19 protein-coding genes are annotated in these 23,001 nt (G+C 63.3%); 4 read left to right on the top strand and 15 right to left on the bottom strand.

Annotated elements, in window-relative coordinates; all coding sequences use genetic code 11:
• Nucleotide 1 precedes the first annotated feature (1 nt).
• From coaE to BLV45_RS25995, 3 genes are all read left to right on the top strand, one after another.
• A complete protein-coding gene (coaE, locus tag BLV45_RS26005) occupies nucleotides 2-604 on the top strand; it encodes a dephospho-CoA kinase (protein WP_090538078.1) in 603 nt (200 codons plus the stop codon).
• A gap of 303 nt (nucleotides 605-907) precedes the next feature.
• Entirely contained in the window at nucleotides 908-1,663 is a 756-nt protein-coding gene (zapD, locus tag BLV45_RS26000) for a cell division protein ZapD (protein WP_090538076.1), read from the top strand.
• A gap of 126 nt (nucleotides 1,664-1,789) precedes the next feature.
• On the top strand, nucleotides 1,790-1,987 hold the full coding sequence (locus tag BLV45_RS25995; protein ID WP_090538074.1) for a DNA gyrase inhibitor YacG: 198 nt from the start codon (nucleotides 1,790-1,792) through the stop codon (nucleotides 1,985-1,987).
• 47 nt (nucleotides 1,988-2,034) lie between these two features.
• Here BLV45_RS25995 and BLV45_RS25990 read toward each other — a convergent pair whose 3' ends face one another.
• The 5 genes from BLV45_RS25990 to ltrA form a co-directional block, all read right to left on the bottom strand.
• Nucleotides 2,035-2,472 (bottom strand): NUDIX domain-containing protein, encoded by a 438-nt coding sequence (locus tag BLV45_RS25990; RefSeq protein WP_090538072.1) that lies wholly within the window; start codon nucleotides 2,470-2,472, stop codon nucleotides 2,035-2,037.
• Nucleotides 2,469-3,362 (bottom strand): ATP-binding protein, encoded by an 894-nt coding sequence (locus BLV45_RS25985; RefSeq protein ID WP_090538070.1) that lies wholly within the window; start codon nucleotides 3,360-3,362, stop codon nucleotides 2,469-2,471. The genes BLV45_RS25990 and BLV45_RS25985 overlap by 4 nt, the downstream gene beginning before the upstream one ends.
• Nucleotides 3,363-3,384: 22 nt before the next feature.
• Nucleotides 3,385-4,626, bottom strand: a complete 1,242-nt coding sequence (argJ, locus tag BLV45_RS25980) for a bifunctional glutamate N-acetyltransferase/amino-acid acetyltransferase ArgJ (RefSeq protein WP_090538068.1) — start codon at nucleotides 4,624-4,626, stop codon at nucleotides 3,385-3,387.
• A gap of 171 nt (nucleotides 4,627-4,797) precedes the next feature.
• Nucleotides 4,798-7,605 (bottom strand): preprotein translocase subunit SecA, encoded by a 2,808-nt coding sequence (gene secA, locus BLV45_RS25975; protein WP_090538066.1) that lies wholly within the window; start codon nucleotides 7,603-7,605, stop codon nucleotides 4,798-4,800.
• 190 nt (nucleotides 7,606-7,795) lie between these two features.
• Nucleotides 7,796-9,496 (bottom strand): group II intron reverse transcriptase/maturase, encoded by a 1,701-nt coding sequence (ltrA, locus tag BLV45_RS25970; protein WP_090538065.1) that lies wholly within the window; start codon nucleotides 9,494-9,496, stop codon nucleotides 7,796-7,798.
• Nucleotides 9,497-10,831: 1,335 nt separating this feature from the next.
• Between ltrA and BLV45_RS25965 the strand changes: the two genes are divergently transcribed.
• On the top strand, nucleotides 10,832-11,329 hold the full coding sequence (locus BLV45_RS25965; protein WP_090538063.1) for a DUF721 domain-containing protein: 498 nt from the start codon (nucleotides 10,832-10,834) through the stop codon (nucleotides 11,327-11,329).
• Nucleotides 11,330-11,413: 84 nt separating this feature from the next.
• On the opposite strand, the gene lpxC is transcribed toward BLV45_RS25965, so the two are convergent.
• From lpxC to murD, 10 genes are all read right to left on the bottom strand, one after another.
• Nucleotides 11,414-12,331 carry a UDP-3-O-acyl-N-acetylglucosamine deacetylase gene (gene lpxC, locus BLV45_RS25960; RefSeq protein ID WP_090538061.1) on the bottom strand — a complete coding sequence of 306 codons (918 nt, stop codon included), beginning with the start codon at nucleotides 12,329-12,331 and terminating at the stop codon, nucleotides 11,414-11,416.
• A 274-nt stretch (nucleotides 12,332-12,605) separates the two neighbouring features.
• Complete coding sequence (locus BLV45_RS25955) at nucleotides 12,606-13,109, bottom strand: peroxiredoxin (protein ID WP_090538059.1); 504 nt, start codon at nucleotides 13,107-13,109, stop codon at nucleotides 12,606-12,608.
• Nucleotides 13,110-13,332: 223 nt separating this feature from the next.
• On the bottom strand, nucleotides 13,333-14,532 hold the full coding sequence (gene ftsZ, locus BLV45_RS25950; protein WP_090538057.1) for a cell division protein FtsZ: 1,200 nt from the start codon (nucleotides 14,530-14,532) through the stop codon (nucleotides 13,333-13,335).
• A 158-nt stretch (nucleotides 14,533-14,690) separates the two neighbouring features.
• Entirely contained in the window at nucleotides 14,691-15,923 is a 1,233-nt protein-coding gene (ftsA, locus tag BLV45_RS25945; protein ID WP_090538055.1) for a cell division protein FtsA, read from the bottom strand.
• Between the two features lie 27 nt (nucleotides 15,924-15,950).
• Entirely contained in the window at nucleotides 15,951-16,703 is a 753-nt protein-coding gene (locus BLV45_RS25940; protein WP_090538053.1) for a cell division protein FtsQ/DivIB, read from the bottom strand.
• A gap of 9 nt (nucleotides 16,704-16,712) precedes the next feature.
• Complete coding sequence (locus tag BLV45_RS25935; RefSeq protein ID WP_090538051.1) at nucleotides 16,713-17,654, bottom strand: D-alanine--D-alanine ligase; 942 nt, start codon at nucleotides 17,652-17,654, stop codon at nucleotides 16,713-16,715.
• 1 nt (nucleotide 17,655) lies between these two features.
• A complete protein-coding gene (murC, locus tag BLV45_RS25930) occupies nucleotides 17,656-19,047 on the bottom strand; it encodes a UDP-N-acetylmuramate--L-alanine ligase (protein WP_090538050.1) in 1,392 nt (463 codons plus the stop codon).
• Nucleotides 19,044-20,165, bottom strand: coding sequence for an undecaprenyldiphospho-muramoylpentapeptide beta-N-acetylglucosaminyltransferase (gene murG / locus BLV45_RS25925; RefSeq protein WP_090538048.1), 1,122 nt, complete (start codon nucleotides 20,163-20,165; stop codon nucleotides 19,044-19,046). The genes murC and murG overlap by 4 nt, the downstream gene beginning before the upstream one ends.
• Nucleotides 20,162-21,430, bottom strand: a complete 1,269-nt coding sequence (ftsW, locus tag BLV45_RS25920; protein WP_090538046.1) for a putative lipid II flippase FtsW — start codon at nucleotides 21,428-21,430, stop codon at nucleotides 20,162-20,164. Before ftsW ends, murG begins: the two co-directional genes overlap by 4 nt.
• Complete coding sequence (gene murD, locus BLV45_RS25915) at nucleotides 21,427-22,968, bottom strand: UDP-N-acetylmuramoyl-L-alanine--D-glutamate ligase (RefSeq protein WP_090538044.1); 1,542 nt, start codon at nucleotides 22,966-22,968, stop codon at nucleotides 21,427-21,429. Before murD ends, ftsW begins: the two co-directional genes overlap by 4 nt.
• Between the last annotated feature and the right edge of the window lie 33 nt (nucleotides 22,969-23,001).

The raw sequence follows: 23,001 nt of genomic DNA, 5'->3' as shown, positions 1-23,001 counted from the left end.
CATGTTTGCTGTCGGGATAACGGGCGGGATCGGTAGCGGCAAGTCCACGGTCGCGGATCTCTTCGCGGCGCGCGGCGTATCGCTCGTCGACACCGACGTGATCGCGCATCGCATCACTGCGCCCGGCGGCATCGCGATGCCATCGATTGCAAAGGCGTTCGGTCCGTCGTTCGTTGCGCAGGACGGCTCGCTCGACCGCACCCGGATGCGGGCGCTCGTCTTCAGCGACGATACGGCCCGGTCGCGACTCGAAGCGATCACGCATCCGCTGATCCGCGCCGAGACCGAGCGCGAGCGAAACGAGGCGCGCGGCCCGTATCTGATGGTTGTCGTACCGTTGCTCGTCGAATCGGGTAGCTGGAAGACGCGGGTGGACCGCGTGCTCGTCGTTGACTGCGCCGTCGACACGCAGATCGCGCGCGTCATGCGCCGCAACGCGTTCACGCGCGACCAGGTACTCGCGATCATCGCGCGTCAGGCGACCCGCGAAGCGCGGCTCGCCGCGGCGGACGACGTCGTCGTCAATGATGACGTTTCCATCGAGGCGCTTTCCATGGACGTCGACGCATTGCACCGGCAGTACGTTGCGCTGGCCGGCGCGTAACGTCCTCCAGCCAGCAGACGGCCAGCGCGCGGGACGCGTCCGGATCTACGCGCAGGCCGCACTCAGCCTCGTGCTCCACCGTCGCCGCAAGCCGCTGGCCCCACCACATAACCGCATAACCCATGCTTCGCCAGCGCCACATTCCGCCACGAAACCGGCCGCGCGCGCCCTCATATGACCATTACGGTTCAGGCGCAGAAAATGCGCCTGAACGGGCGAAAAAAGTGCGTGATTGCTAGGGTAGTCACACGGCATTAGAATGTCCTGCAATCCCGTCACCGACCACGCCAGAGGCGAGCGCGCTTGATCCTTTACGAGTATCCCTTTAACGAGCGAATCCGTACGCTGTTGCGCCTCGAAGACCTGTTCGAGCGTTTCACGTTCTTTCTGACCCAGGAAGACGCCAGGGAGCACCATGTTGCGCTGACGACTCTCTTCGAAATCGCCGAGGTCGCGGGCCGCGCGGATCTGAAGTCGGATCTGATGAAAGAACTCGAACGGCAACGCCAGACGCTGGCGCCGTTTCGCGGCAATCCCGGCATCGAGCAGAACGCGCTCGAAGCGGTCTTGGGAGAGATCGAGCAGACGCTCGCCGGCCTCGCGCAGATGCAGGGCAAAACCGGCCAGCATCTTGCAGACAACGAGTGGCTCGCAAGCATCCGCAGCCGCGCGATTATTCCCGGCGGAACCTGCAAGTTCGACCTGCCGTCGTATTTCGCGTGGCAACAGGCGCATCCGGACCAGCGCCGCCAGGACATCGCCAAATGGGTCACGCCGCTGCTGGCGCTGCGTGACGCCGCAACGATCGTATTGCGCCTCGCGCGCGAATCGGGGCAGGCTTCAAAGGTGATGGCGATGCAGGGGAGCTATCAACAGATGCTCTCCGGCCGCTCATATCAATTGATGCAGGTAAGAGTGGCGCCGGAATTGCACGTGATTCCGGAGGCAAGCGCCAACAAGTACATGCTGTGGGTGCGTTTCACGGTGCAGGACGGCGATCTGAGGCCGCGGCCGGTCGACGTCGACGTGCCGTTCCAGCTTACGTTGTGCAGCCTGTAATAGCGGCGTCGGTGCGGTAAAGGCTGTCGAAACGGCCGCGAAAGCGAAACGCGGCCTTTGAAACCGCACCCGTTTGCCCCATGTTTGAAGCTTCCCGTTCCTGATTGCGATTGATCGCCTGACCGTATGCCCACTGTCGTCAAATGCCCAACCTGCGGAAAGGACGTCCGCTGGACACCTGAAAACCGCTTCCGCCCCTTCTGTTCAGATCGCTGCAAGCAGGTCGATCTTGGAGCGTGGGCCGCCGAAAAGTACAAGATCGGCGGCACTGATGAAGAACCGCCTTCGGACGAAACGCCGACCGGCGACTACAACCCGCACTGAAACCGCAGCCGCGAGCGAACCTGCGTGCGCAACGCATGAGGCGCGCGCTACTTCTCCGCGGCCAGCCATTCCAGCACGGGAATGGTGGCCGGCAGTAGCGGCGAGACTTCGGCGGGCAACGCCTGCCAGACGAAGGCCTGACCTTCGCGTCCGTGCGGTTCACCCGCCCAATCGGTCACCTTGCAGAAATAGAGCCGCACGTAAGCATGCGGATAGTCGTGTTCGAGCGTGTGCCAGCGATGGCTCGCCTGCACGTCGATCCCGAGTTCCTCGTGCAGTTCGCGGGCGAGCGCGGCTTCGACCGATTCGCCCGGTTCCAGCTTCCCGCCCGGAAACTCCCAGTAGCCTTCGTACGGCTTGCCCGCGGGTCGCTGCGCCAACAGGTAGCGCCCGTCCGGCTGCACCAGCACGCCGACCGCGACTTCGGTGACCGGCCGCGCCGCGGTATTGCCCGCGTTGCCGGCGACGTCAGCGGCGGCGCTCATGCGCCCGCTGCCGACGTCTGCGGCGCCTGGGACTTGCGCCCCGACCAGTCGCGCGCGAACTGCCACGCCACCCGGCCCGAACGCGAACCGCGCTCCAGCGCCCAGACGAGCGCGTCGCCGCGCGCCGCTTCGACCTCGGCGTCGACGCAACCGAAATGGCGCAGCCAGTGGCCGACGATCGCCAGGTAATCGTCCTGCTTGAACGGGTAGAAACTCACCCATAAGCCGAAGCGCTCCGACAGTGAGATCTTTTCCTCGACCACCTCGCCCGGATGGATTTCGCCATCGGACGTGTGCTTGTAGGTTTCGTTGTCGCTCATGTACTCGGGCAGCAGATGGCGGCGGTTCGAGGTCGCGTAGATCAGCACGTTGTCCGACTGCGCGGCCACCGAGCCGTCGAGCGCCACTTTCAGCGCCTTGTAGCCCGATTCGCCCTCTTCGAACGAGAGATCGTCGCAGAACACGACGAACCGCTCAGGCCGTGACGCGATCAGGTCGACGATGTCGCCGAGATCGTGCAGGTCGTCCTTGTCCACTTCGATCAGGCGCAGACCGTCCTCTGCGTGCGCGTTCAGGCAGGCCTTGATCAGCGACGACTTGCCCGTGCCGCGCGCGCCTGTCAGCAGCACGTTGTTCGCCGGCTGGCTGCGGACGAACTGACGCGTGTTCTGTTCGATCAGCGACTTCTGCCGGTCGATGTGCTGCAGATCGTCGAGCGAGATGGTCGAAATCGACGGCACCGGTTGCAGGTAGCCGCGTCCCTGGCGCTTGCGCCAGCGGAATGCAACGGCCGCGGACCAGTCGACATCGATCGCGGCGGGCGGAAGCATCGCTTCCAGGCGACCGAGCACGGCTTCGGCGCGTGTCAAAAACTGTTCGAGTTTGTCCATCGTGTGTGGCCCGGTATCAGTATCAGGAACGGTAATCGGCGTTGATGCTGACGTACTCGTGCGAGAGATCGCAGGTCCAGATCGTGGCCCGCGCGTCGCCGCGACCGAGCACCACGCGAATCGCGATCTCGCTTTTCTTCATCACGCGCTGGCCGTCTTCCTCGCGATAGTCCGGGTTGCGTCCACCGGCTTTCGCGACGAGCACGTCGTCGAGGTAAAGATCGATCCGGTCGACGTCGAGGTCGTTCACGCCCGCATAGCCGATCGCGGCCAGGATCCGGCCGAGGTTCGGGTCCGACGCGTAGAACGCGGTCTTCACGAGCGGCGAATGGCCGATCGCGTACGCGATCTGGCGGCATTCGGCAGTGTCCTTGCCGCCTTCGACGTTCACCGTCATGAACTTCGTCGCGCCCTCGCCATCGCGCACGATCAGTTGCGCGAGCGTCTGCGCGACTTCGGTCACGGCGTCGCGCAGCGCGGCATAGGCGGCGGAATCCGTCGACGTGATCGCCGGCAGGCTCGACTTGCCCGATGCGATGAGGATGAACGAATCGTTCGTCGACGTATCGCCGTCGATCGTGACGCAGTTGAACGAGCGGTCCGCTACGTGCTTCACGAGCGCGTCGAGCACCGGTTGCGCGACGTTGGCGTCGAACGCGAGAAAGCCGAGCATCGTCGCCATGTTCGGCTTGATCATGCCCGCGCCCTTGCTGATGCCGGTCAGCGTGACCGTGTGGCCGTCGATCGTCACCTGCCGGGAGGTCGCTTTCGCGAGTGTGTCGGTCGTCATGATCGCCTGTGCGGCGTCGTACCAGTGCGCGGCTTTCCGGTTCGCCAGCGCGGCGGGCAAACCGGCCTTCAGACGGTCGACCGGCAGCGGTTCGAGAATCACGCCCGTCGAGAACGGCAACACCTGCTCGGGCGCGACGTCGGCGAGGCGCGCGAGTTCGACGCAGGTCTCGCGCGCATGCACGAGACCGGGTTCGCCGGTGCCGGCGTTCGCATTGCCCGTGTTCACGACGAGCGCCCGAATGGCCTTGCCGCCCGCGCGCATGCGCTCCAGATGCTCGCGGCAGACCGTCACCGGCGCGGCGCAAAAACGGTTCTGCGTGAATACGCCCGCGACCGTCGCACCTTCGTCGACGGAAATGACGAGCACGTCCTTGCGGTTCGGCTTGCGGATGTTCGCTTCAGCCCAGCCCAGCGTGACGCCGGCGACGGGATGAAGCTGGGCGGGATCGATCGAGGGGAAATTGACAGCCATGTTGGCGACCTGTCGGAGATGAGCGTGCTGGCGTGGAGCCGGCATCGGGAATCAACATGAATGGTCCAGACGAGCGCCGGACCACCGGGGAATCAGCCAGCAGCCTCTAAAAGCACCGGCAGAAACGACGCGGCGCGTGCACCGGTTGTGATGCACGCACCGTCCTGCAACTCAGGCAATCTTGCCGTGGCACTGCTTGTACTTCTTGCCGCTGCCGCACGGGCACGGATCGTTGCGGCCGACCTTCGGCACGCTATCCCCCGCCAGTTGCTGCGAACCGGACGCGTGCTGGCCGTGACTCATCGCGTCGCCGATCATGGCCGCCGCGGCAGCAGCCGGCGCCGCCGCGTCACCCGCCTCCGCAAATTCGGCGTGACGGAATTCGACGTTCTCAAGGAGATGGCTGCCCTGGTCTTCGTACTGCTCGGCCGCCTCTTCCAGTTGCTCCGGCGACTGGATCTGCACGTTCATCACGACGCGCGTCACTTCGAGCTTCACGGCATCGAGCATCGCGGCAAACAGTTCGAACGCTTCGCGCTTGTATTCCTGCTTCGGGTTCTGCTGGGCGTAGCCGCGCAGATGGATGCCCTGACGCAGGTGATCGAGCGCGGCGAGGTGTTCGCGCCAGCTGCGGTCGAGCGTCTGCAGCATGATCGAGCGTTCGAACGCGCTAAACGATTCGCGACCCACGAGTTCGACCTTGCCTTCGTACGCTTCGTCGGCGGCCGCGGTGACGGCTTCGAGAATTTCGTCGGCGTCGATCGACTTCGACTCGTTGATCATCTCCTGAATGGCGAGATCGAGCTGCCATTCGTTGCGCAGCATTTCTTCCAACTCAGGCACATCCCACTGTTCTTCGATGCTGCCCGCGGGCACGAACTGATGGACGATGTCGGCGATCACGCCATGACGCATCGCGCCGATGGTCTCGGTAATGTCGTGCGCTTCCAGCAGTTCGTTACGCTGCTGATAGATCACCTTGCGCTGGTCGTTCGACACGTCGTCGTATTCGAGCAGCTGCTTGCGGATATCGAAGTTGCGCGCTTCGACCTTGCGCTGCGCCGATTCGATCGACCGCGTGACGATACCCGCTTCGATCGCCTCGCCTTCCGGCATCTTCAGACGGTCCATGATCGAGCGCACGCGATCGCCCGCGAAAATGCGCAGCAGCGAATCGTCCAGCGACAGATAGAAGCGCGACGAACCCGGATCGCCCTGGCGGCCGGCACGGCCGCGCAGCTGGTTGTCGATCCGGCGCGATTCGTGACGCTCGGTGCCGATGATGTGCAGGCCGCCCGCGGCCTTCACTTCGTCGTGCAGCGCCTGCCACTCGTCGTGCAGCTGCTGGATGCGGCGCGCCTTTTCGTCAGCGGGAATCGATTCGTCGAGTTCGAGGAACATGGCCTGCTTTTCGGCATTGCCACCCAGCACGATGTCGGTACCGCGGCCGGCCATGTTGGTCGCGATCGTCACGCGCTTCGGACGGCCGGCTTCCGCGACGATCGCGGCTTCACGCGCGTGCTGCTTCGCGTTCAGCACTTCGTGCGGCAAACCGGCCCGGGTCAGCAGATTCGACAGCAGTTCGGAATTCTCGATCGACGTCGTGCCGACCAGCACCGGCTGGCTACGCTCATAGCATTCGCGGATATCGCGGATGACGGCGTCGTAACGCTCCTTCGCCGTCTTGTAGATCTGATCCTGCTTGTCGATGCGCTTCGGCGGACGGTTCGTCGGAATGACGACCGTTTCGAGCCCGTAAATCTCGTTGAATTCGTACGCTTCGGTATCGGCCGTGCCGGTCATGCCGGCCAGCTTCGCGTACATGCGGAAGTAGTTCTGGAACGTGATCGACGCGAGCGTCTGGTTTTCGCTCTGGATCTTGACGTGTTCCTTCGCCTCGACGGCCTGGTGCAGCCCGTCCGACCAGCGGCGACCCGACATCAGACGGCCGGTGAATTCGTCGACGATGACGACTTCGTTGTTCTGCACGACGTAGTGCTGGTCCTTGAAGAACAGCGTGTGCGCGCGCAACGCCGCGTACACATGGTGCATCAGCGTGATGTTCTGTGCCGCGTACAGGCTTTCACCTTCGCCAATCAGACCCCACTCGGCGAGCAGACGCTCGGCCTTTTCGTGGCCCGATTCGGTGAGGAACACCTGACGTGCCTTCTCGTCAAGCGTGTAGTCACCCGGTTTTTCGACGCCCGTGCCGTCGGCCTTTTCCTCGCCGATCTGACGCTCGAGCAGCGGCGGCAGCGCGTCCATGCGCACGTAGAGATCGGTGTGATCTTCAGCCTGGCCCGAAATGATCAGCGGCGTACGCGCTTCGTCGATCAGGATCGAATCCACTTCGTCGACGACCGCGAAATTGAGCGCCCGCTGCACGCGCGCCTCGGTCTCATAGACCATGTTGTCGCGCAGGTAGTCGAAGCCGAATTCGTTGTTCGTACCGTACGTGATGTCCGACGCGTAAGCCTGCTGCTTCGCGTCGTGGTCCATCTGCGACAGGTTGATGCCCACCGACAGGCCGAGGAAGTTGTACAGGCGCGCCATCCATTCGGCGTCGCGCTGTGCAAGGTAATCGTTCACCGTCACGACATGCACGCCGCGCCCGGAGAGCGCGTTCAGGTAGACCGGCAGCGTCGCGACGAGCGTCTTGCCCTCACCGGTACGCATTTCCGCGATCTTGCCGTAATGCAGGACCATGCCGCCGACGATCTGCACGTCGAAGTGCCGCATGTTCAGCACGCGTTTGCTCGCTTCGCGGCAGACGGCGAACGCTTCGGGCAGCAGCTTGTCGAGCGATTCGCCGCTCGCGACGCGCTGTCGGAACTCACCGGTTTTCGCGCGCAGTTGATCGTCCGTCAATTGCTCGATCTGCGGTTCGAGCGCATTGATCGACACGACGGTCTTTTGATATTGCTTGACGAGCCGCTGGTTGCGGCTGCCAAAAATCTTTTGTAGAAAACCGGTGGTCATCGGATCGGTGTCTGCGTCGCGGCCGTGGCCCGGTCACACAGTGTGTGAGCCCGGAAACGGCGGCCCCGGCGGCTTAGGTCCAGGAGTGAATTGTCGGGTAGCCCGACCTTCTTGCGAAAGTCGGGCCCCCCGAGAACCGTACGTGCGAGTTTCCCCGCATACGGCTCAAATCTACAAACAAAGTCCTGTCTTACGACAGAACCGGCTTAGTTACTGCAAGTTTACCAACGTGTACCTGCTGGTGGCAGTGCGGGTGAAGCAAAACCCTGTTGAACAGCCTATCTGACCCGCCGTGCATCCGATATTCCAGATGGTGGTCGTGCCAGCCGGTTTCATCCGTCAAGGCACAGCCGCAGTGCGCGCACAACCCGCCTTGCGACATGTACAGCTTCGCCCACTGTTTCCGGTAGCGCATCGAGTCCCACAGACGCGCCTGCCGCAGTTGCTCGCCATATTGCTCCCACTCCGGATCAAAAGGATGAAATTCCCCTTTGATCTTCTTGTGGCGCCTGATCACCGTACCGCTGAGTTGGTACATCTCGGTCAAGCCCCAGCTGCCATCGTCCCGAACCGTTCGGACCGCGAACACCCACTGCCGGTCATCAATTGAGTGAAAGTACTTTCGTCGCACCCAACTGCTGCTCTTTTGTGGATGTCGCCGCTTGGACCACCACCAGAGCCTCTGGAAAACCAGATGCTCCATGCGGCTGTACGCCTGCTTCGCCACCACCGGGCTGTGATACTGCGCCCAACCCCGTAGCATCGGATCCAGCAGTCGGATCAAATCCTCCTGCTTCACCGTCTTGTTACCGCTGATCGTTTCCGCCACCTTGCGGTAGAACGTTTGCACGTTCTTCCTGCTCGGCTTGATGAGCAGTTTTCCCGAGTACTTCCGGAAATTCCACCCAAGGAAATCAAAACCTTCGTCAATATGAACGATCCGGGTCTTCTCCTCCGATAGTTGCAATCCCCGTGCTTCAAGGAAGGCTTCTATCCAAGGCCTGACTTCGCGCTCCAGCATCTCTTTCGAGTCGCCAGTGATAACAAAGTCGTCCGCGTATCGCACCACATTCACTTTCAGCTTCCTGGCCTTCGCGATCCCGAATTTCGCACCGAGGTGCGCGATCAGTTTACGTTCCAGCCCGTTCAGCGTCACATTGGCCAGCGTTGGAGAAATAATCCCTCCTTGCGGCGTACCGGCCTCCGTCGCCTGAAGCTGCCCCTTGTAAATCAGGCCAGCTTTCAACCATTTCCGCAGGATTTCCCTGTCCATCGGGACATGGTTTTCCAACCAGTCATGGTTGATCCAGTCAAAGCAGCCTTTGATGTCCGCCTCCAGTACCCAGCGAGCAGAACCCTTCTGAGACATGGCAACGAAAATCTGTGACATGGCGTCCGCCGTCGAGCGATTTAACCTGAACCCATAAGAGTTCGGGTCGCTCATCGATTCAGACACCGGCTCCAAAGCCAACAGATACAGGGCTTGCATCGCCCTGTCCCGCATGGTCGGAATACCCAGAGGGCGTTCCTTCCCATTGGCCTTGGGGATAAAGACTCTCCTTAATGGCAGAGGCTTGTACCCACGCCGCTTCAACCTGCCGATGGCTTCCCATCGGCGTTCAGGCGAGTCCCATCGTTCGCGATCGACTCCAGCCGTTCGCGCACCCTGATTCTGCGTAACACGTCGTACCGCATACAGCTTTGCGGACAACGTGCGGGTCAGCATCCGTTGCAGGGCTTTCACCCTGCGCCAGTCACCTTCCCGCGTCGCCTTCGCAATTCGAATCTGCATCCCTCTCACGTTCCATTCAACCCGACGCCAATCTACGGCGTACCAGTTGTCTGGCGCGTGGGAAAGCGCAGATCCAGTCTTTCGACCAGATACTTTCATGCTGCTCTCCTACTCGAAGAAGTGAATCCCGAGCGGAGAACAGATCGCCCCTTGCGGGAGCGATCTGCTCCCGCAAGGGGTTAAAAATCTATGCATGTTCAACTACGACTATGCATATACGGCTAGACAACGCCGAAATTCACCAGTCCAGCTAGAGGGCTAGTCAGCCGTCTTGCGACGGTAGACCAGACGGAAGTCTGCCCGCTTTCGCGTAGGGTAATGTCTCAACCCCTATCCGGTCCATTACAGCCCGGCCTTCGCTTTTTCCGTCCTCCCATACCTGCACAATCAACAGCGTCCCTTACGGTTCGCCTGCCAGCCATACTGCTCTGGCAACCATACAGGCTTACCACGTTCCCGGCATGTCACACGACTGACTTAGGTTCTGCCTATTCCCCGGCGGCGTTGACAACGACGTAGCCCGAGATTCGAGCGGGCTATCCAACCGCACACCTTTTGGTTAGTGCCTGACAGCAGCTTAGGCACTGCAATCCTAACGAGGTTTATCAGCAGTTCACTTACGTTAACCCTATCAGCCAGCCTGGCGCCTCAACCCCCTCGCTGCTAGGAGTCTCCAAGTCGATTCCTCACGGAAAGGACCTGCCCGAAACATCCGGGGGCTACATTGTCAGAAGAGCTTCACACCCCACCGTTGCCAGTGGCGCATGTCTTCCTAGGCTACTGCTGGTCGTACAGCAGGTTCACTACCCTCGCCTAAGAGCTGGCGAGGTCGAACAATGACACACCGAGCTTTCGCTCGTATCGGTTCGCGAATCCGTTGCCATTGACGGCGCAGGAATTGCATACATCATCTCGCCCAGTCGGCGGGGATGAAGCCGCTGACTCGGCGGGACCTGACGGTAATCAGGTCAAAGCAATGCGATCACCGTTACGGACGGCAGAACGGAGATCGCCTATGGCGAAACCCGACCTATCCGCACCGGGTTCGCTTCGTTACAAGAGGTACAGCACTTGTGGGCAGTTGCACTTGGGAACTCGCGCTCCTTCATGATGCCCCGCGGTATACCTGTCACAGCCCGTGAGGCGTCGTATGGACGCCTCCAGATGCTGCTAGTCGATGTCCCTTACGTTGGGACGGCCCGGACACGAGCGTGCGTGTCGCACCGAATCGGGGATTTTAGCACGCAGGCCCGGCCGCGCCTGTGTCCATGGCGGATTGGCCAGGGCCTGCTCCGGCCGCGCGCCCGCTGCCCCCGACGGCGGCCCGGCACAGAAGCCTCGGGGTACAATCCGGGCATCACGGCATGCGGCACGCAACGTCGTTTCTGCTGCCGCTTTTCCGCCCGTCCTCACCTCGAAAGCTTCCGCGAAAATATGAGCCGTTTCTCGTCGTTTTCAAGGCCGTTTTCCAGTCAGAACGCGGCGCGCCGCCCACAGGCCGTCTCCGAAGTGCTCAAGCGCACCGATGCGTTCGCCGCGCTGCGCGCCGGCGTCGAGCAGATTGCCGCGCTGGAGCGCGACCTGAAGCAGCTCCTGCCCGATTATCTGGCGACGAGCGTCGAGCCCGGTTTCATCAAGGAAGGCGTGTTGACGCTTTTTGCCGCGCACAACGCGCTCGCCGCGCGCCTGCGACATCTTGAACCTCGCCTGCTCGCGGATTTGCAGCAGCGTGGCTGGGCCGTCAATTCGCTGCGCATCCGCGTGCGTCCGCAAGCGGTGAAAGAGCCGCCGCAGCCCAAGCAGGCGCGCATGACGGCACGCGGAGCCGAGGCACTGCATGCGCTCAGCGAGACGCTCGCGCCCTCGCCGTTGCGCGAAGCGCTGGCGAGAATGGCGGCCCGGCATCGCGTCAGCCGCGAGCCAAAAAAATAGGCGGCCCCGAAGGACCGCCTGTTTCCTGCAACCCGTTGCGTCAAACACGCTGGCGGTGCTGGGTGCTGAACCGCCCTGCCGCAATCAGGCAAATGCCGTTTGCGTATCGTAGGCGAAGCCGCGCGGCGCCTGCTTCGGATCGTTAAACGTGACGATTTCGTACGAATCCTCGTGCGCCAGCAATTCACGCAGCAACTGGTTGTTCAGACCGTGGCCCGACTTGTACGCGTTGTACGAAGCCAGCAACGGATGGCCCACCACATACAGGTCGCCGATCGCGTCGAGCATCTTGTGTTTCACGAACTCGTCGTCGTAACGCAGGCCATCGTTGTTCAGGATGCGGTATTCGTCGAGCACGATCGCGTTGTCCATGCTGCCGCCGCGCGCCAGACCCAGCTCACGCATCATTTCGACTTCGTGCGCAAAACCGAACGTGCGCGCACGGGCGATTTCACGCACATACGACGTATTCGCGAAATCGACTTCGAGCGCCTGACCGGTCTTGTCGACCGCCGGATGACGAAAATCGATCGTAAACTTCAATTTGAAGCCAAAAAACGGCTCCAGACGGGCGAATTTGTCACCGTCGCGGATTTCGACCGGCTTCGTGACCTTGATGAATTTCTTGGCGGCGTTCTGCTCTTCGACGCCCGCCGACTGGATCAGGAACACGAACGAAGCCGCGCTGCCGTCCATGATCGGGATTTCCTCGGCCGTGACGTCGACGTACAGGTTGTCGATGCCGAGACCCGCACACGCCGACATCAGGTGCTCGATCGTCGAGACCCGCGCGCCGTCTTTCTGCAACACCGAAGCGAGACGCGTATCGCCGATCGCCATGGCCTGCGCAGGAATCTCAACCGGCGTGGCCAGATCCACGCGCGTGAACACGATGCCCGTGTCCGGACCCGCCGGACGAAGCGTCAGGTCGACCTTGCGGCCCGAATGCAAGCCGATGCCGACCGTCTTGACGATCGATTTGATTGTGCGCTGCTTCAACATAATGGTCTTCTATTCGATTGAAAATCCCAATCGGGACTTTTTATTCCATAGCGCGAATTATACTCCATCAACCTCACATCGGGTTTTCACTGAACGTATCAATCTGTTTCCCGTCGTTACTTCACGGGAACCGCGCGGAAAGCGTGACGGGCCGACGCCCGGAACGGAGGCGTTTCCGGACATCGGCCCGCGTAACGGCCAGTCACAAAAGCGTCATCGTGTCGTTGCCTGCCTGCAACATTCGCGGGCCGGACGACAAAACGGGCGTTTGCAGCTAGCTCAACGTGGCGAGAATACTGGCTGCATCGCTGACTTCGAATTTGCCGGGTGCCTCGATGTTCAGCGTCTTGACCACGCCGTCGTCGACCACCATGGCGTAGCGCTGGGAACGGATCCCCATGCCACGCGCCGACAGATCCTGCTCCAGACCAAGCGCCCGCGTGAAAGCCGCACTGCCGTCCGCCATCATGCGCACCTTGCCCGAGGTGTGCTGATCGCGCGCCCACGCGCCCATGACGAACGCGTCGTTGACGGACACGCACCAGATCTCGTCGACACCGGCCGCCTGAAACGCGGCAGCGTGTTCGACATAACCCGGCACATGCTTTGCCGAACAGGTCGGCGTGAACGCGCCGGGCAATCCGAAGATCACCACGCGCTTGCCCGCGGTCTGTTCGCGCACGTCGAAGCTGTTGGGCCCGATCGTGCAGCCTTCGCGTTCGTCTTCGATCAATTCGTAGACAATTGCGTCCGGCAGCTTTTCACCCACCTGAATCATGCTCAGTCCTTTACATCGATGCGGCTTGCATCCGCACGTTTTCGTGTCGCAGTGAACCCGGCTTTCGCCGACAGTCGCCCGATCCGCTTCGCGAATACGAAGAGGGCATCTGTCCCCGCCGCGTATCTGACGAAACGCGGCCTTGTTCGCCGTTCACCCGCCACGCCCGTGCATGTCGCTGCTGGCACGCATCCACCGTGCCACAGCGCAGCCCAGCCTGCGGTTAATCCGCCTGCTTGCGCAGGAACGCCGGGATATCGTACGTGTCGACGCCCTTTTCCTGCAACGCCTGCACGTGCGAAGCCGCCGTGTCACGCGACGTACGCCATACAGCCGGCGTATCCAGCGAACCGTAATCGGCGGCGCCCGAGTGATGCTGTTGCGACGCGTAAGCGTGCGCATGAGCACCGATCGGCTGGTTGTCGGTGCCGGTACGCAGCAGCGTCATCGGTGCCGATTGCTGCTTCTTCGCCGCACGGCCGAGACCCGTTGCCACGACCGTCACGCGCAGCGCGTCGCCCATCGCATCGTCATAGACTGCGCCAAAAATCACGGTTGCGTCTTCTGCAGCATAGCTCTTGATCGTGTTCATCACCTCGCGCGTTTCCGACAGACGCAGCGAACGGCTCGACGTGATGTTCACGAGCACGCCACGCGCGCCCGACAGGTCCACTCCTTCCAGCAGCGGGCTCGCAACAGCCTGCTCCGCCGCGAGACGCGCGCGATCGACACCGGCAACCGTCGCCGTGCCCATCATCGCCTTGCCCTGCTCGCCCATCACCGTCTTCACGTCCTCAAAGTCGACGTTCACCAGACCGTCTACATTGATTATTTCCGCGATACCGGCGACTGCGTTGTTCAGAACGTCATCTGCGCACTGGAAGCATTTGTCCATCTCGGCGTCATCGCCCATCACCTCGAACAGCTTGTCGTTCAGAACGACGATCAGCGAGTCGACGTGATCCTCCAGTTGCTGCGAACCCGCTTCTGCCACGCGCATCCGCTTGCCGCCTTCGAATTCGAACGGCTTGCTGACGACGCCCACGGTCAGAATGCCCATCTCCTTGGCGATCTGCGCGACGACCGGTGCCGCGCCCGTGCCCGTGCCGCCACCCATGCCCGCGGTGATGAACACCATGTGCGCGCCGCGCAGTGCGTCGGCGATGCGCTCACGGGCTTCTTCTGCTGCCGAACGGCCCATCTCCGGCTTGGCGCCCGCGCCGAGACCGGTGTTGCCGAGCTGGATCACAGCCGTGGCGCGCGAACGCGACAGGGCCTGTGCATCCGTGTTCATCACGATGAAGTCGACGCCTTGCACGCCGCGGTTGATCATGTGCTGAACGGCATTGCCGCCAGCGCCACCTACACCAACCACCTTGATGATGGTGCCGTTGGTTTCGGTTTCCAGCATCTGGAATTCCATGTTGCCTCCGTCAAGAAAAAATGTACTGCCGCAAGGCAGCTATTCGGCCGTTATTCGGCAGGAGATCGGGCAACCCCCTGTCGCGCGCCAGCCGCCGGCACCAGCGCGTATTTCTGAAAATCTGCGTCCTGCAACTGCTTCTGAAACCGGGTGCCGCGTTAAAAGTTGCCGAGGAACCAGTCTTTCATCCGTCCGAACACCTGGCCCATCGAACCCGACTGCACCGCGACCTTGCGACCGCGCATGCGTTGCGAGCGGCCTTCGACGAGCAGCCCCATCGCCGTCGAATAACGCGGATTGCGCACCACGTCCGCGAGACCGCCCGCGTATTCCGGCGCGCCGATACGCACCGGCTTCAGGAAAATGTCCTCGCCGAGTTCGACCATGCCCGGCATCATCGACGCGCCGCCAGTCAACACGACGCCGGAACTCAGCAGCTCTTCGTAACCCGACTCGCGCACCACCTGCTGCACGAGCGAAAACAGTTCTTCGACGCGCGGCTCGACCACCGCCGCCAGCGCCTGGCGCGACAGCGTGCGCGGACCGCGCTCGCCGAGCCCCGGCACTTCGATCATCTCGTCCGGATCGGCGAGCGCCTGCTTCGCGATGCCGTAGTCGACCTTGATGTCTTCCGCATCCGGCGTCGGCGTGCGCAGCGCCATCGCGATGTCGCTCGTGATCTGGTCGCCGGCAATCGGAATCACCGCGGTGTGACGGATCGCGCCTTCGCTGAAAATCGCAATATCAGTCGTGCCGCCGCCGATGTCGACGAGCACCACGCCCAGCTCTTTTTCGTCTTCCGTCAGCACCGCCAGCGACGACGCCAGCGGCTGCAAGATCAGATCGTTCACTTCGAGCCCGCAGCGGCGCACGCACTTGACGATGTTCTGCGCCGCGCTCACCGCGCCGGTCACGATATGCACCTTCACTTCGAGGCGGATGCCGCTCATGCCGATCGGCTCGCGCACGTCTTCCTGGCCGTCGATGATGAATTCCTGCGTCAGGATGTGCAGCACCTGCTGATCGGTCGGGATATTGATCGCCTTCGCCGTCTCGATCACGCGCGCCACATCCGTCTGCGTGACTTCCTTTTCCTTGATCGCCACCATGCCGCTCGAATTGAAGCTGCGGATATGGCTGCCGGCGATTCCAGTGAATACGTTTGTGATCTTGCAGTCGGCCATTAGTTCGGCTTCTTCGAGCGCGCGCTGAATCGATTGCACCGTGGCCTCGATATTCACCACGACGCCTTTCTTGAGCCCCTTCGATTCGCTCTGGCCGAGGCCGATCACCTCGTAGTGACCTTCGCCTTTCAGCTCGGCGACGATGGCCACCACCTTCGACGTCCCGATGTCGAGGGCGACCAGCAGATCTTTATAGTCTTTACTCATAGCGTGCTCATTGCGTGTGATGTCCGTTTACTTCTTGCCCTTGTCGGGTTCGCTGATGAAGCGCATGCCTGCTGCGCGAATCGCGAAACCGTTCGGATAGCGCAAGTCCGCATACTCAATGTCGTTCCCCCAACGTTGCCTCACCGCGCCCCACGCCGCGGTCAACCTGCGCGAGCGATCGAGGAGCGTGTCCTGATTGCGTTCGCGGCCGAGCTCCACCTGCATTCCGTTCGACAGCTTCACCGTCCATGCATAACGCGGCGACAGCGTCACTTCTTCCGGCGTCGCGCCAAGCGGCGCAAACCACGTCTTGAAGTCGCGATACCGCGCGACCACTTCCTTCGCCGTGCCGTCCGGTCCATCGAAGGCCGGCAGTTCCTGCTCCAGCTCGCCCTGGTTCGCGGTGAAGAGATCGCCGTCGACACTGACAAGCTGATCGCTGCCCCACGTACCGAGCGGTTTGTACTCCTCCAGCGTGACAGCCAGCGCGTTCGGCCAGACGCGCCGCACGCTCGCGTGACGCACCCACGGCATCTGCTCGAACGCCTGCCGCGCGCTGTCCAGATCGACGGTGAAGTAGTTGCCCTTCAAGCGGCCGACCACGCTTGCGCGCACCGTCGGCGAATTGATGTGCTCGGTGTCGCCGTCGATCTGGATTTCGCGCAGCGCGAAGCCCGGGCGCTGGATCATCCAGTAACCGCCTGCCGCCAGCAGCACGAGCACCAGCAACGCATGCAGTGCGTTGGAGGCGAAATTGAGCTGGCGAACGTTGTTCCACATGTCTGGGCGTCAGTCCTTCAGTGTCAGCGACAGCACTTTCACCACCAGTTCCTGGTAGCTGATGCCGACCGCGCGCGCCGCCTTCGGCGGCAGCGAGTGATCGGTCATGCCAGGCGCCGTGTTCACTTCGAGGAAATACGGGTTGCCATCGGCGTCGAGCATGAAATCGGCGCGGCCCCAGTCGGTGCAGCCGAGTACGTCGAACGCACGGCGCGCGAGCACTTTCAGGCGCGCTTCGGCGTCCGGCGCGAGGCCGCAGGGAATCAGATACTGCGTGTCGTTCGCGACGTACTTCGCGTGATAGTCGTAAAACTCGCCGGCCGGGATGATGCGGATCACCGGCAGATCGAGATCGCCCGCGACGCACGCGGTGTACTCGCCGCCGCCTTCGATGCTCTGTTCCACCACGACGATTTTGTCGAACTTCGCGGCTTCGGCGAGTGCGGCCGGCAGTGCGTCGGCGCGCTTCACCTTGATGACCGCGACGCTCGATCCCTCGCTCGCCGGTTTCACGAAGAGCGGCAAGCCGAGCTTCGCGACGATCCCGACCGCGCGCGCGTCGTAGTCGTCGCCGCGCAGCACGGCTTCGAACGGCGGCGTCGGCACGCCGAGCTGCTGCCACACGAGCTTCGTGCGGAACTTGTCGAGACCGAGCGCCGAACCCAGCACGCCGCTACCCGTGTAGCGGATGCCATAGAAATCGAGCGCGCCCTGGATCTGGCCGTTCTCGCCGTAGCCGCCGTGCAGCGCGTTGAACGCACGCACAAAACCCTCTTCCTTCAATGCGGCGAGCGGGCGCTCAGCCGGATCGAACGGATGCGCGTCCACGCCCGCGTCACGCAGGCCTTGCAGCACGAGACGGCCGGACGTGAGCGACACCTCGCGCTCGGAGGAATTCCCGCCGAGGAGCACTGCCACCTTGCCGAACTGTTTGGGATCGATACTGCTCATCTCACACCTTCTGTTCCTGGGCGATCCGACCCGGCACACCGCCGATCGAACCCGCGCCCATCGTGATCACCACGTCGCCGCCGCGCACCACTGCTGCGAGCGCATCCGGCACTTCATCCACCGTGTCGACAAATACCGGCTCGACCTTGCCCGCCACGCGCAGCGCGCGCGCGAGCGCGCGGCCGTCGGCGGCGATGATCGGCGCTTCTCCGGCTGCGTAGACTTCGGTCAGGACCAGTGCGTCGACCGTCGACAGCACCTTCACGAAATCCTCGAAGCAGTCACGCGTGCGCGTGAAGCGGTGCGGCTGAAACGCCAGCACGAGCCTGCGGCCGGGAAATGCACCGCGCGCCGCCGCGACCGTCGCGGCCATCTCGACCGGGTGATGCCCGTAATCGTCGACCAGCGTGTACGTGCCGCCATCCGGCGCCGGCACTTCGCCGTAACGCTGGAAGCGTCGACCGACGCCGTTGAAATCCGCGAGCGCCCGCTGGATATCGGCATCCTTGACTTCGAGTTCAGTCGCGATTGCAATCGCGGCCAATGCGTTCTGTACGTTGTGCGTGCCGGGCAGGTTCAAAACGATGTCGATCGGCGCCGCATCCTCGCGCATGGCGGTGAAATGCATGCGCCCGTCTTTCGCTTCGACGTTCACCGCGCGCACCTGCGCATCGGGCGCGAAACCGTAGCGGATGATCGGCTTCGAGACGAACGGCAGGATTTCCTTGACGTTCGGATCGTCGACGCACAGCACCGCGATGCCGTAGAACGGCAGACGATGCGTGAACTCGATGAACGCCTGCTTGAGCCGCGCGAAATCGTGGCCGTAGGTGTCCATGTGATCGGCGTCGATGTTCGTGATGACCTCGATCACCGGAAACAGGTTCAGGAACGACGCATCCGACTCGTCCGCTTCCGCGACGATGAAGTCGCCCGTGCCGAGCCGCGCATTTGCGCCCGCGCTGATGAGGCGCCCGCCGATCACGAACGTCGGATCGAGTCCGCCGGCCGCGAGCACGCTCGCCACCAGCGACGTCGTGGTCGTCTTGCCATGCGTGCCGGCAATCGCGATGCCCTGCTTCAGGCGCATCAGTTCCGCGAGCATCACCGCGCGCGGCACGATCGGAATGCGCCGGTGACGCGCGGCTAGCACTTCCGGGTTGTCGCTGCGCACCGCCGTCGAGACGACGACGGCGTTCGCACCCTCGATGTTCGCCTCGTCGTGACCGATCGCGACGCGTGCGCCGAGCGCGCTGAGGCGATCGGTCACCGCGTTGCGCGCGAGGTCGGAGCCGCTCACCTGGTAGCCGAGATTGACGAGCACTTCGGCGATGCCGCTCATGCCGGCGCCGCCGATGCCGACAAAGTGAATATGTTTGACGATATGTTTCATTGTTGCCTTCCTTCCGGGCTCAAGCTCGGGATTACACCCGCCACGGCGGCGCAGATCTGCGCGACCTGTTCGGTGGCATCGGGTTTCGCGAGCGAGCGCGAACGCTCCGCCATGTCCGCGAGGATGTCCCGCGTCTGGCTGCGCAACCAGCCGGCGAGGGTATCCGCCGACAGATCGCGTTGCTGCACGACGAGCGCCGCGCCGTGATCGGCGAGAAACGCTGCGTTGGTTGTCTGGTGATCATCTACTGCGTGCGGGAACGGCACGAAAAACGCCGCCACGCCGACTGCTGCAATTTCCGCGACCGTCATCGCGCCCGAGCGGCAGATCACGAGATCCGCTTTCGCATAGGCCGACGCCATGTCGTCGATAAACGGCACGAGCTGCAGATCGTCGCCGGTCTGCAAGCCCGCTTCCGCGTAATTCGCTTTCAACGCGTCGATATGCTTCGCGCCCGCCTGATGCACGATGCGCGGACGTTGCTCCGGCGCGAGCAGCGCCAGCGCGCGCGGCACGACTTCGTTCAGCGCCGCCGCGCCCAGGCTGCCGCCCACGACCAGCACGTTCAGCGGCCCGCTGCGTTGTGCGTAGCGAGCTTTGGGTGCCAATGTCAGCGCAAGTTCCTCACGAATTGGATTACCTGTCCATTCGGCATGGGGCAACGCATCCGGAAACGCGACCAGCACGCGCTTTGCCACTTTCGCGAGCACCTTGTTCGTCAGGCCCGCGATCGAATTCTGTTCGTGCAGCACGAGCGGACGGCCGCTCATCGCGGCCATGAGGCCGGCCGGAAACGTGATGTATCCGCCCATCCCAAGCACGACGTCCGGCTTCACGCGACGCAGCACGGAGAGGCTTTGCATGCACGCGCGCAGCAGGTTCACCGGCAGCATCAGCTTCGTCTTCAGGCCCTTGCCGCGCAGGCCGCCGAAGCGCACGAACTCCATCGGGATGCCGTGCTTCGGCACGAGCGTCGCTTCCATGCCGGTCGGGTTGCCGAGCCACACGACGCGCCAGCCCCACGCCTGCATCCGGTGCGCGACCGCGAGCCCCGGGAACACGTGTCCCCCGGTGCCGCCGGCCATCACCATGAGCGTGCGCTGCTGCATGGGGGTCATACCTTCCCCCCACGCATCAGCACACGATTTTCATAATCGACGCGCATCAACACCGCCAGCGCGACGCAGTTCAGCAAGATGCCCGAGCCGCCATAACTGACGAGCGGCAGCGTCAAACCCTTGGTCGGCAAAAGGCCGAGGTTCACGCCCATGTTGATGAACGTCTGCGCGCCAAACCAGATGCCGACACCCTTCGCGACGAGCCCCGCGAACGTGCGGTCGAGCGCGAGCGCCTGACGGCCGATCTCGAACGAGCGGCGCACGATCCAGTAAAACAGCAGGATCACGATCAGCACGCCGACAAAGCCCAGTTCCTCGCCGATCACGGCAAGGATGAAGTCGGTATGCGCTTCCGGCAGATAATTGAGCTTCTCGACGCTGCCGCCAAGACCAACGCCAAACCATTCCCCCCGTCCGAACGCGATCAGCGAGTGCGTCAGCTGATAGGCCTTGCCCTGCGCGTAACGGTCGTCCCATGGATCGAGATACGCGAAGATCCGTTCGCGACGCCACGGCGACGCCCACACCAGCAGACTGAACGTGCCCACCGCGGTGGCGACGAGGCCGCCGAACAGCTTGCCGTTCACGCCGCCGAGGAACAGCACGCCCATCGCGATCGCCGCGATCACCATGAACGCGCCCATGTCCGGCTCGAGCAGCAGCAGCGCGCCGACCATGCCGACGGCAAGCGCCATCGGCAGAAAGCCTTTCGCGAAGCTTTGCATGTATTCCTGCTTGCGCACCGTGTAGTTCGCCGCGTAGATCGTCACGGCGAGCTTCATGATTTCCGACGGCTGCATGTTCGAGATGCCGAGCGGGATCCAGCGGCGCGCGCCGTTCACGCCCTTGCCGATGTGCGGAATCAGCACGATCACGAGCGTGAACAGCGCGAGCAGGAAGAACTTCGGCGCGTATTTGTCCCACACCGAGATCGGAATCCGGAACGTGATCACGGCCGCGACGGTGGCGACCGCCAGCGAAACCAGATGTCGCACGAGGAACGCGTAGTCGCGATACGCGGCGTACTTCGGCGAGTCGGGCATCGCAATCGACGCCGAATACACCATCACCACGCCCAGACCGAGCAGCGCGATCACGACCCACAGCAGCGCGTGGTCGTAGTCGAGCATGCGCGAGCGCAGCGGCCTCACGCCATTGACGGCGCTCGCAAGACCGCTGCCCCCCGTGCGCGCGGACACCCCTTCGCCGCTGGCGGAGCCGCGTTGTTTCGTGAGGCGGGAGCCGAAGCGTTCGGACCAGCTCATATCATCGTCCCCCGTTGCGCGGCGATTTCCTCGACCGTGTCGCGGAACACCGCGGCACGATGCGCGTAACCCTTGAACATGTCGAAGCTCGCGCATGCCGGCGACAGCAGCACGACGTCGCCCGGCTGCGCGAGCGCGCTCGCGGCGCGCGTGGCGTCTTCGAGCGTCGCGTGACCGGTGAGCGCGATGCCGGTGTCTTCGAGCGCCGCGCGGATCAGCGGCGCGTCGCGGCCGATCAGCATCACGGCGCGGCACCAGCGCATCACGGGCGCGGCGAGCGGCTCGAATGCCTGGCCCTTGCCGTCGCCGCCCGCGATCAGCACCGTGCGCTGCGCGAGACCGTCGAGCGCGGCGACCGTCGCGCCGACGTTCGTGCCCTTGCTGTCGTCGACAAAATCGACGCCCTCGATCGACGCGATCAGTTCCACGCGATGCGGCTCGCCATGGTATTCGCGCAGGCCATGCAGAAGCGGCGCGCCCGGCAGGCCGATGGCGCGCGCAAGCGCGAATGCGGCAAGCGCGTTCGCTGCGTTGTGCAGGCCGCGAATGCGCAGCGCGTCGGCGGGCATCAGACGCTTCAGGCCGATGTCCGGCGGCGTGGTGGTTTCGTTCCTGCGACGGCGCGTGGGTTGCGGCTCATCGCTGGCGTCGCGGTCGTGCGCCTCGACGAGCCAGTTCATCGCGTTATCGCGCAGCAGACCGTAGTCGCCCGCACGCACCGGCTCGTTCAGGCCGAACGTGATCACCGGTACAGATGAGCCCCCGAGGGAGGCGTCCTTCGGCGCGCCTTCGGCAGATGCGAGCGCCATGACGCGCGCGTCGTCCCGATTCAGCACGCGGACCGTTTGCGGCCCGAAGATGCGGCCCTTCGCGGCGGCGTACGCGTCCAGCCCGCCGTGCCAGTCGAGGTGATCCTGCGTGATGTTCAGCACCGCGGCCGCATCCGGAGCAAAGGTGTGCGCGGTTTCCAGCTGGAAGCTCGACAGTTCGAGCACCCAGATGTCCGGTAGCGCGGTGTTGTCGATTGCTTCGGTGAGTTTGTCGAGCACGGCGGGGCTGATATTGCCCGCGACCGCGACCTTCTTGCCCGCGCGTTCGCACAGGAGGCCAGTGAGGCTCGTCGTCGTGGTCTTGCCGTTCGTGCCGGTGATGGCGATCACCTTCGGCGCGTAGCCGCTTTCGCCGAGCGTCTTCAGCGCCTGCGCGAAAAATTCGAGCTCGCCCCACACGGGGATGTCTTTTTCGCGCGCTGTGGCGATCAGCGGCACCAGGTCGGCCGCGAGCGGCGACAGGCCGGGACTGATCGCGACCAGCTCCACGCCGTCGAGCAGCGCGGGCGAAAACGGACCGCCGACAAAGTCGGCATCGACGCCGTGCGCTTCGAGCCCGGACAGGTTCGGCGGCACTTCGCGCGTATCGGCAACGCGCAGCCGGCACCCGTGGCGCGCGCACCAGCGCGCCATCGCGAGACCCGATTCACCGAGTCCCAGCACGAGCACCATCGGCTTTTGCCGATCCCGAAACTTCTCGCCAAACATTGCTTGCTTTCCCTTTATTTCACTTCACCAGCC

Source organism: Paraburkholderia sartisoli (assembly GCF_900107685.1).
Lineage (GTDB): Bacteria > Pseudomonadota > Gammaproteobacteria > Burkholderiales > Burkholderiaceae > Paraburkholderia > Paraburkholderia sartisoli.
The sequence above is the reverse complement of the archived record's forward strand: the minus strand, read 5'-3'. Positions and strand labels throughout refer to the sequence as shown.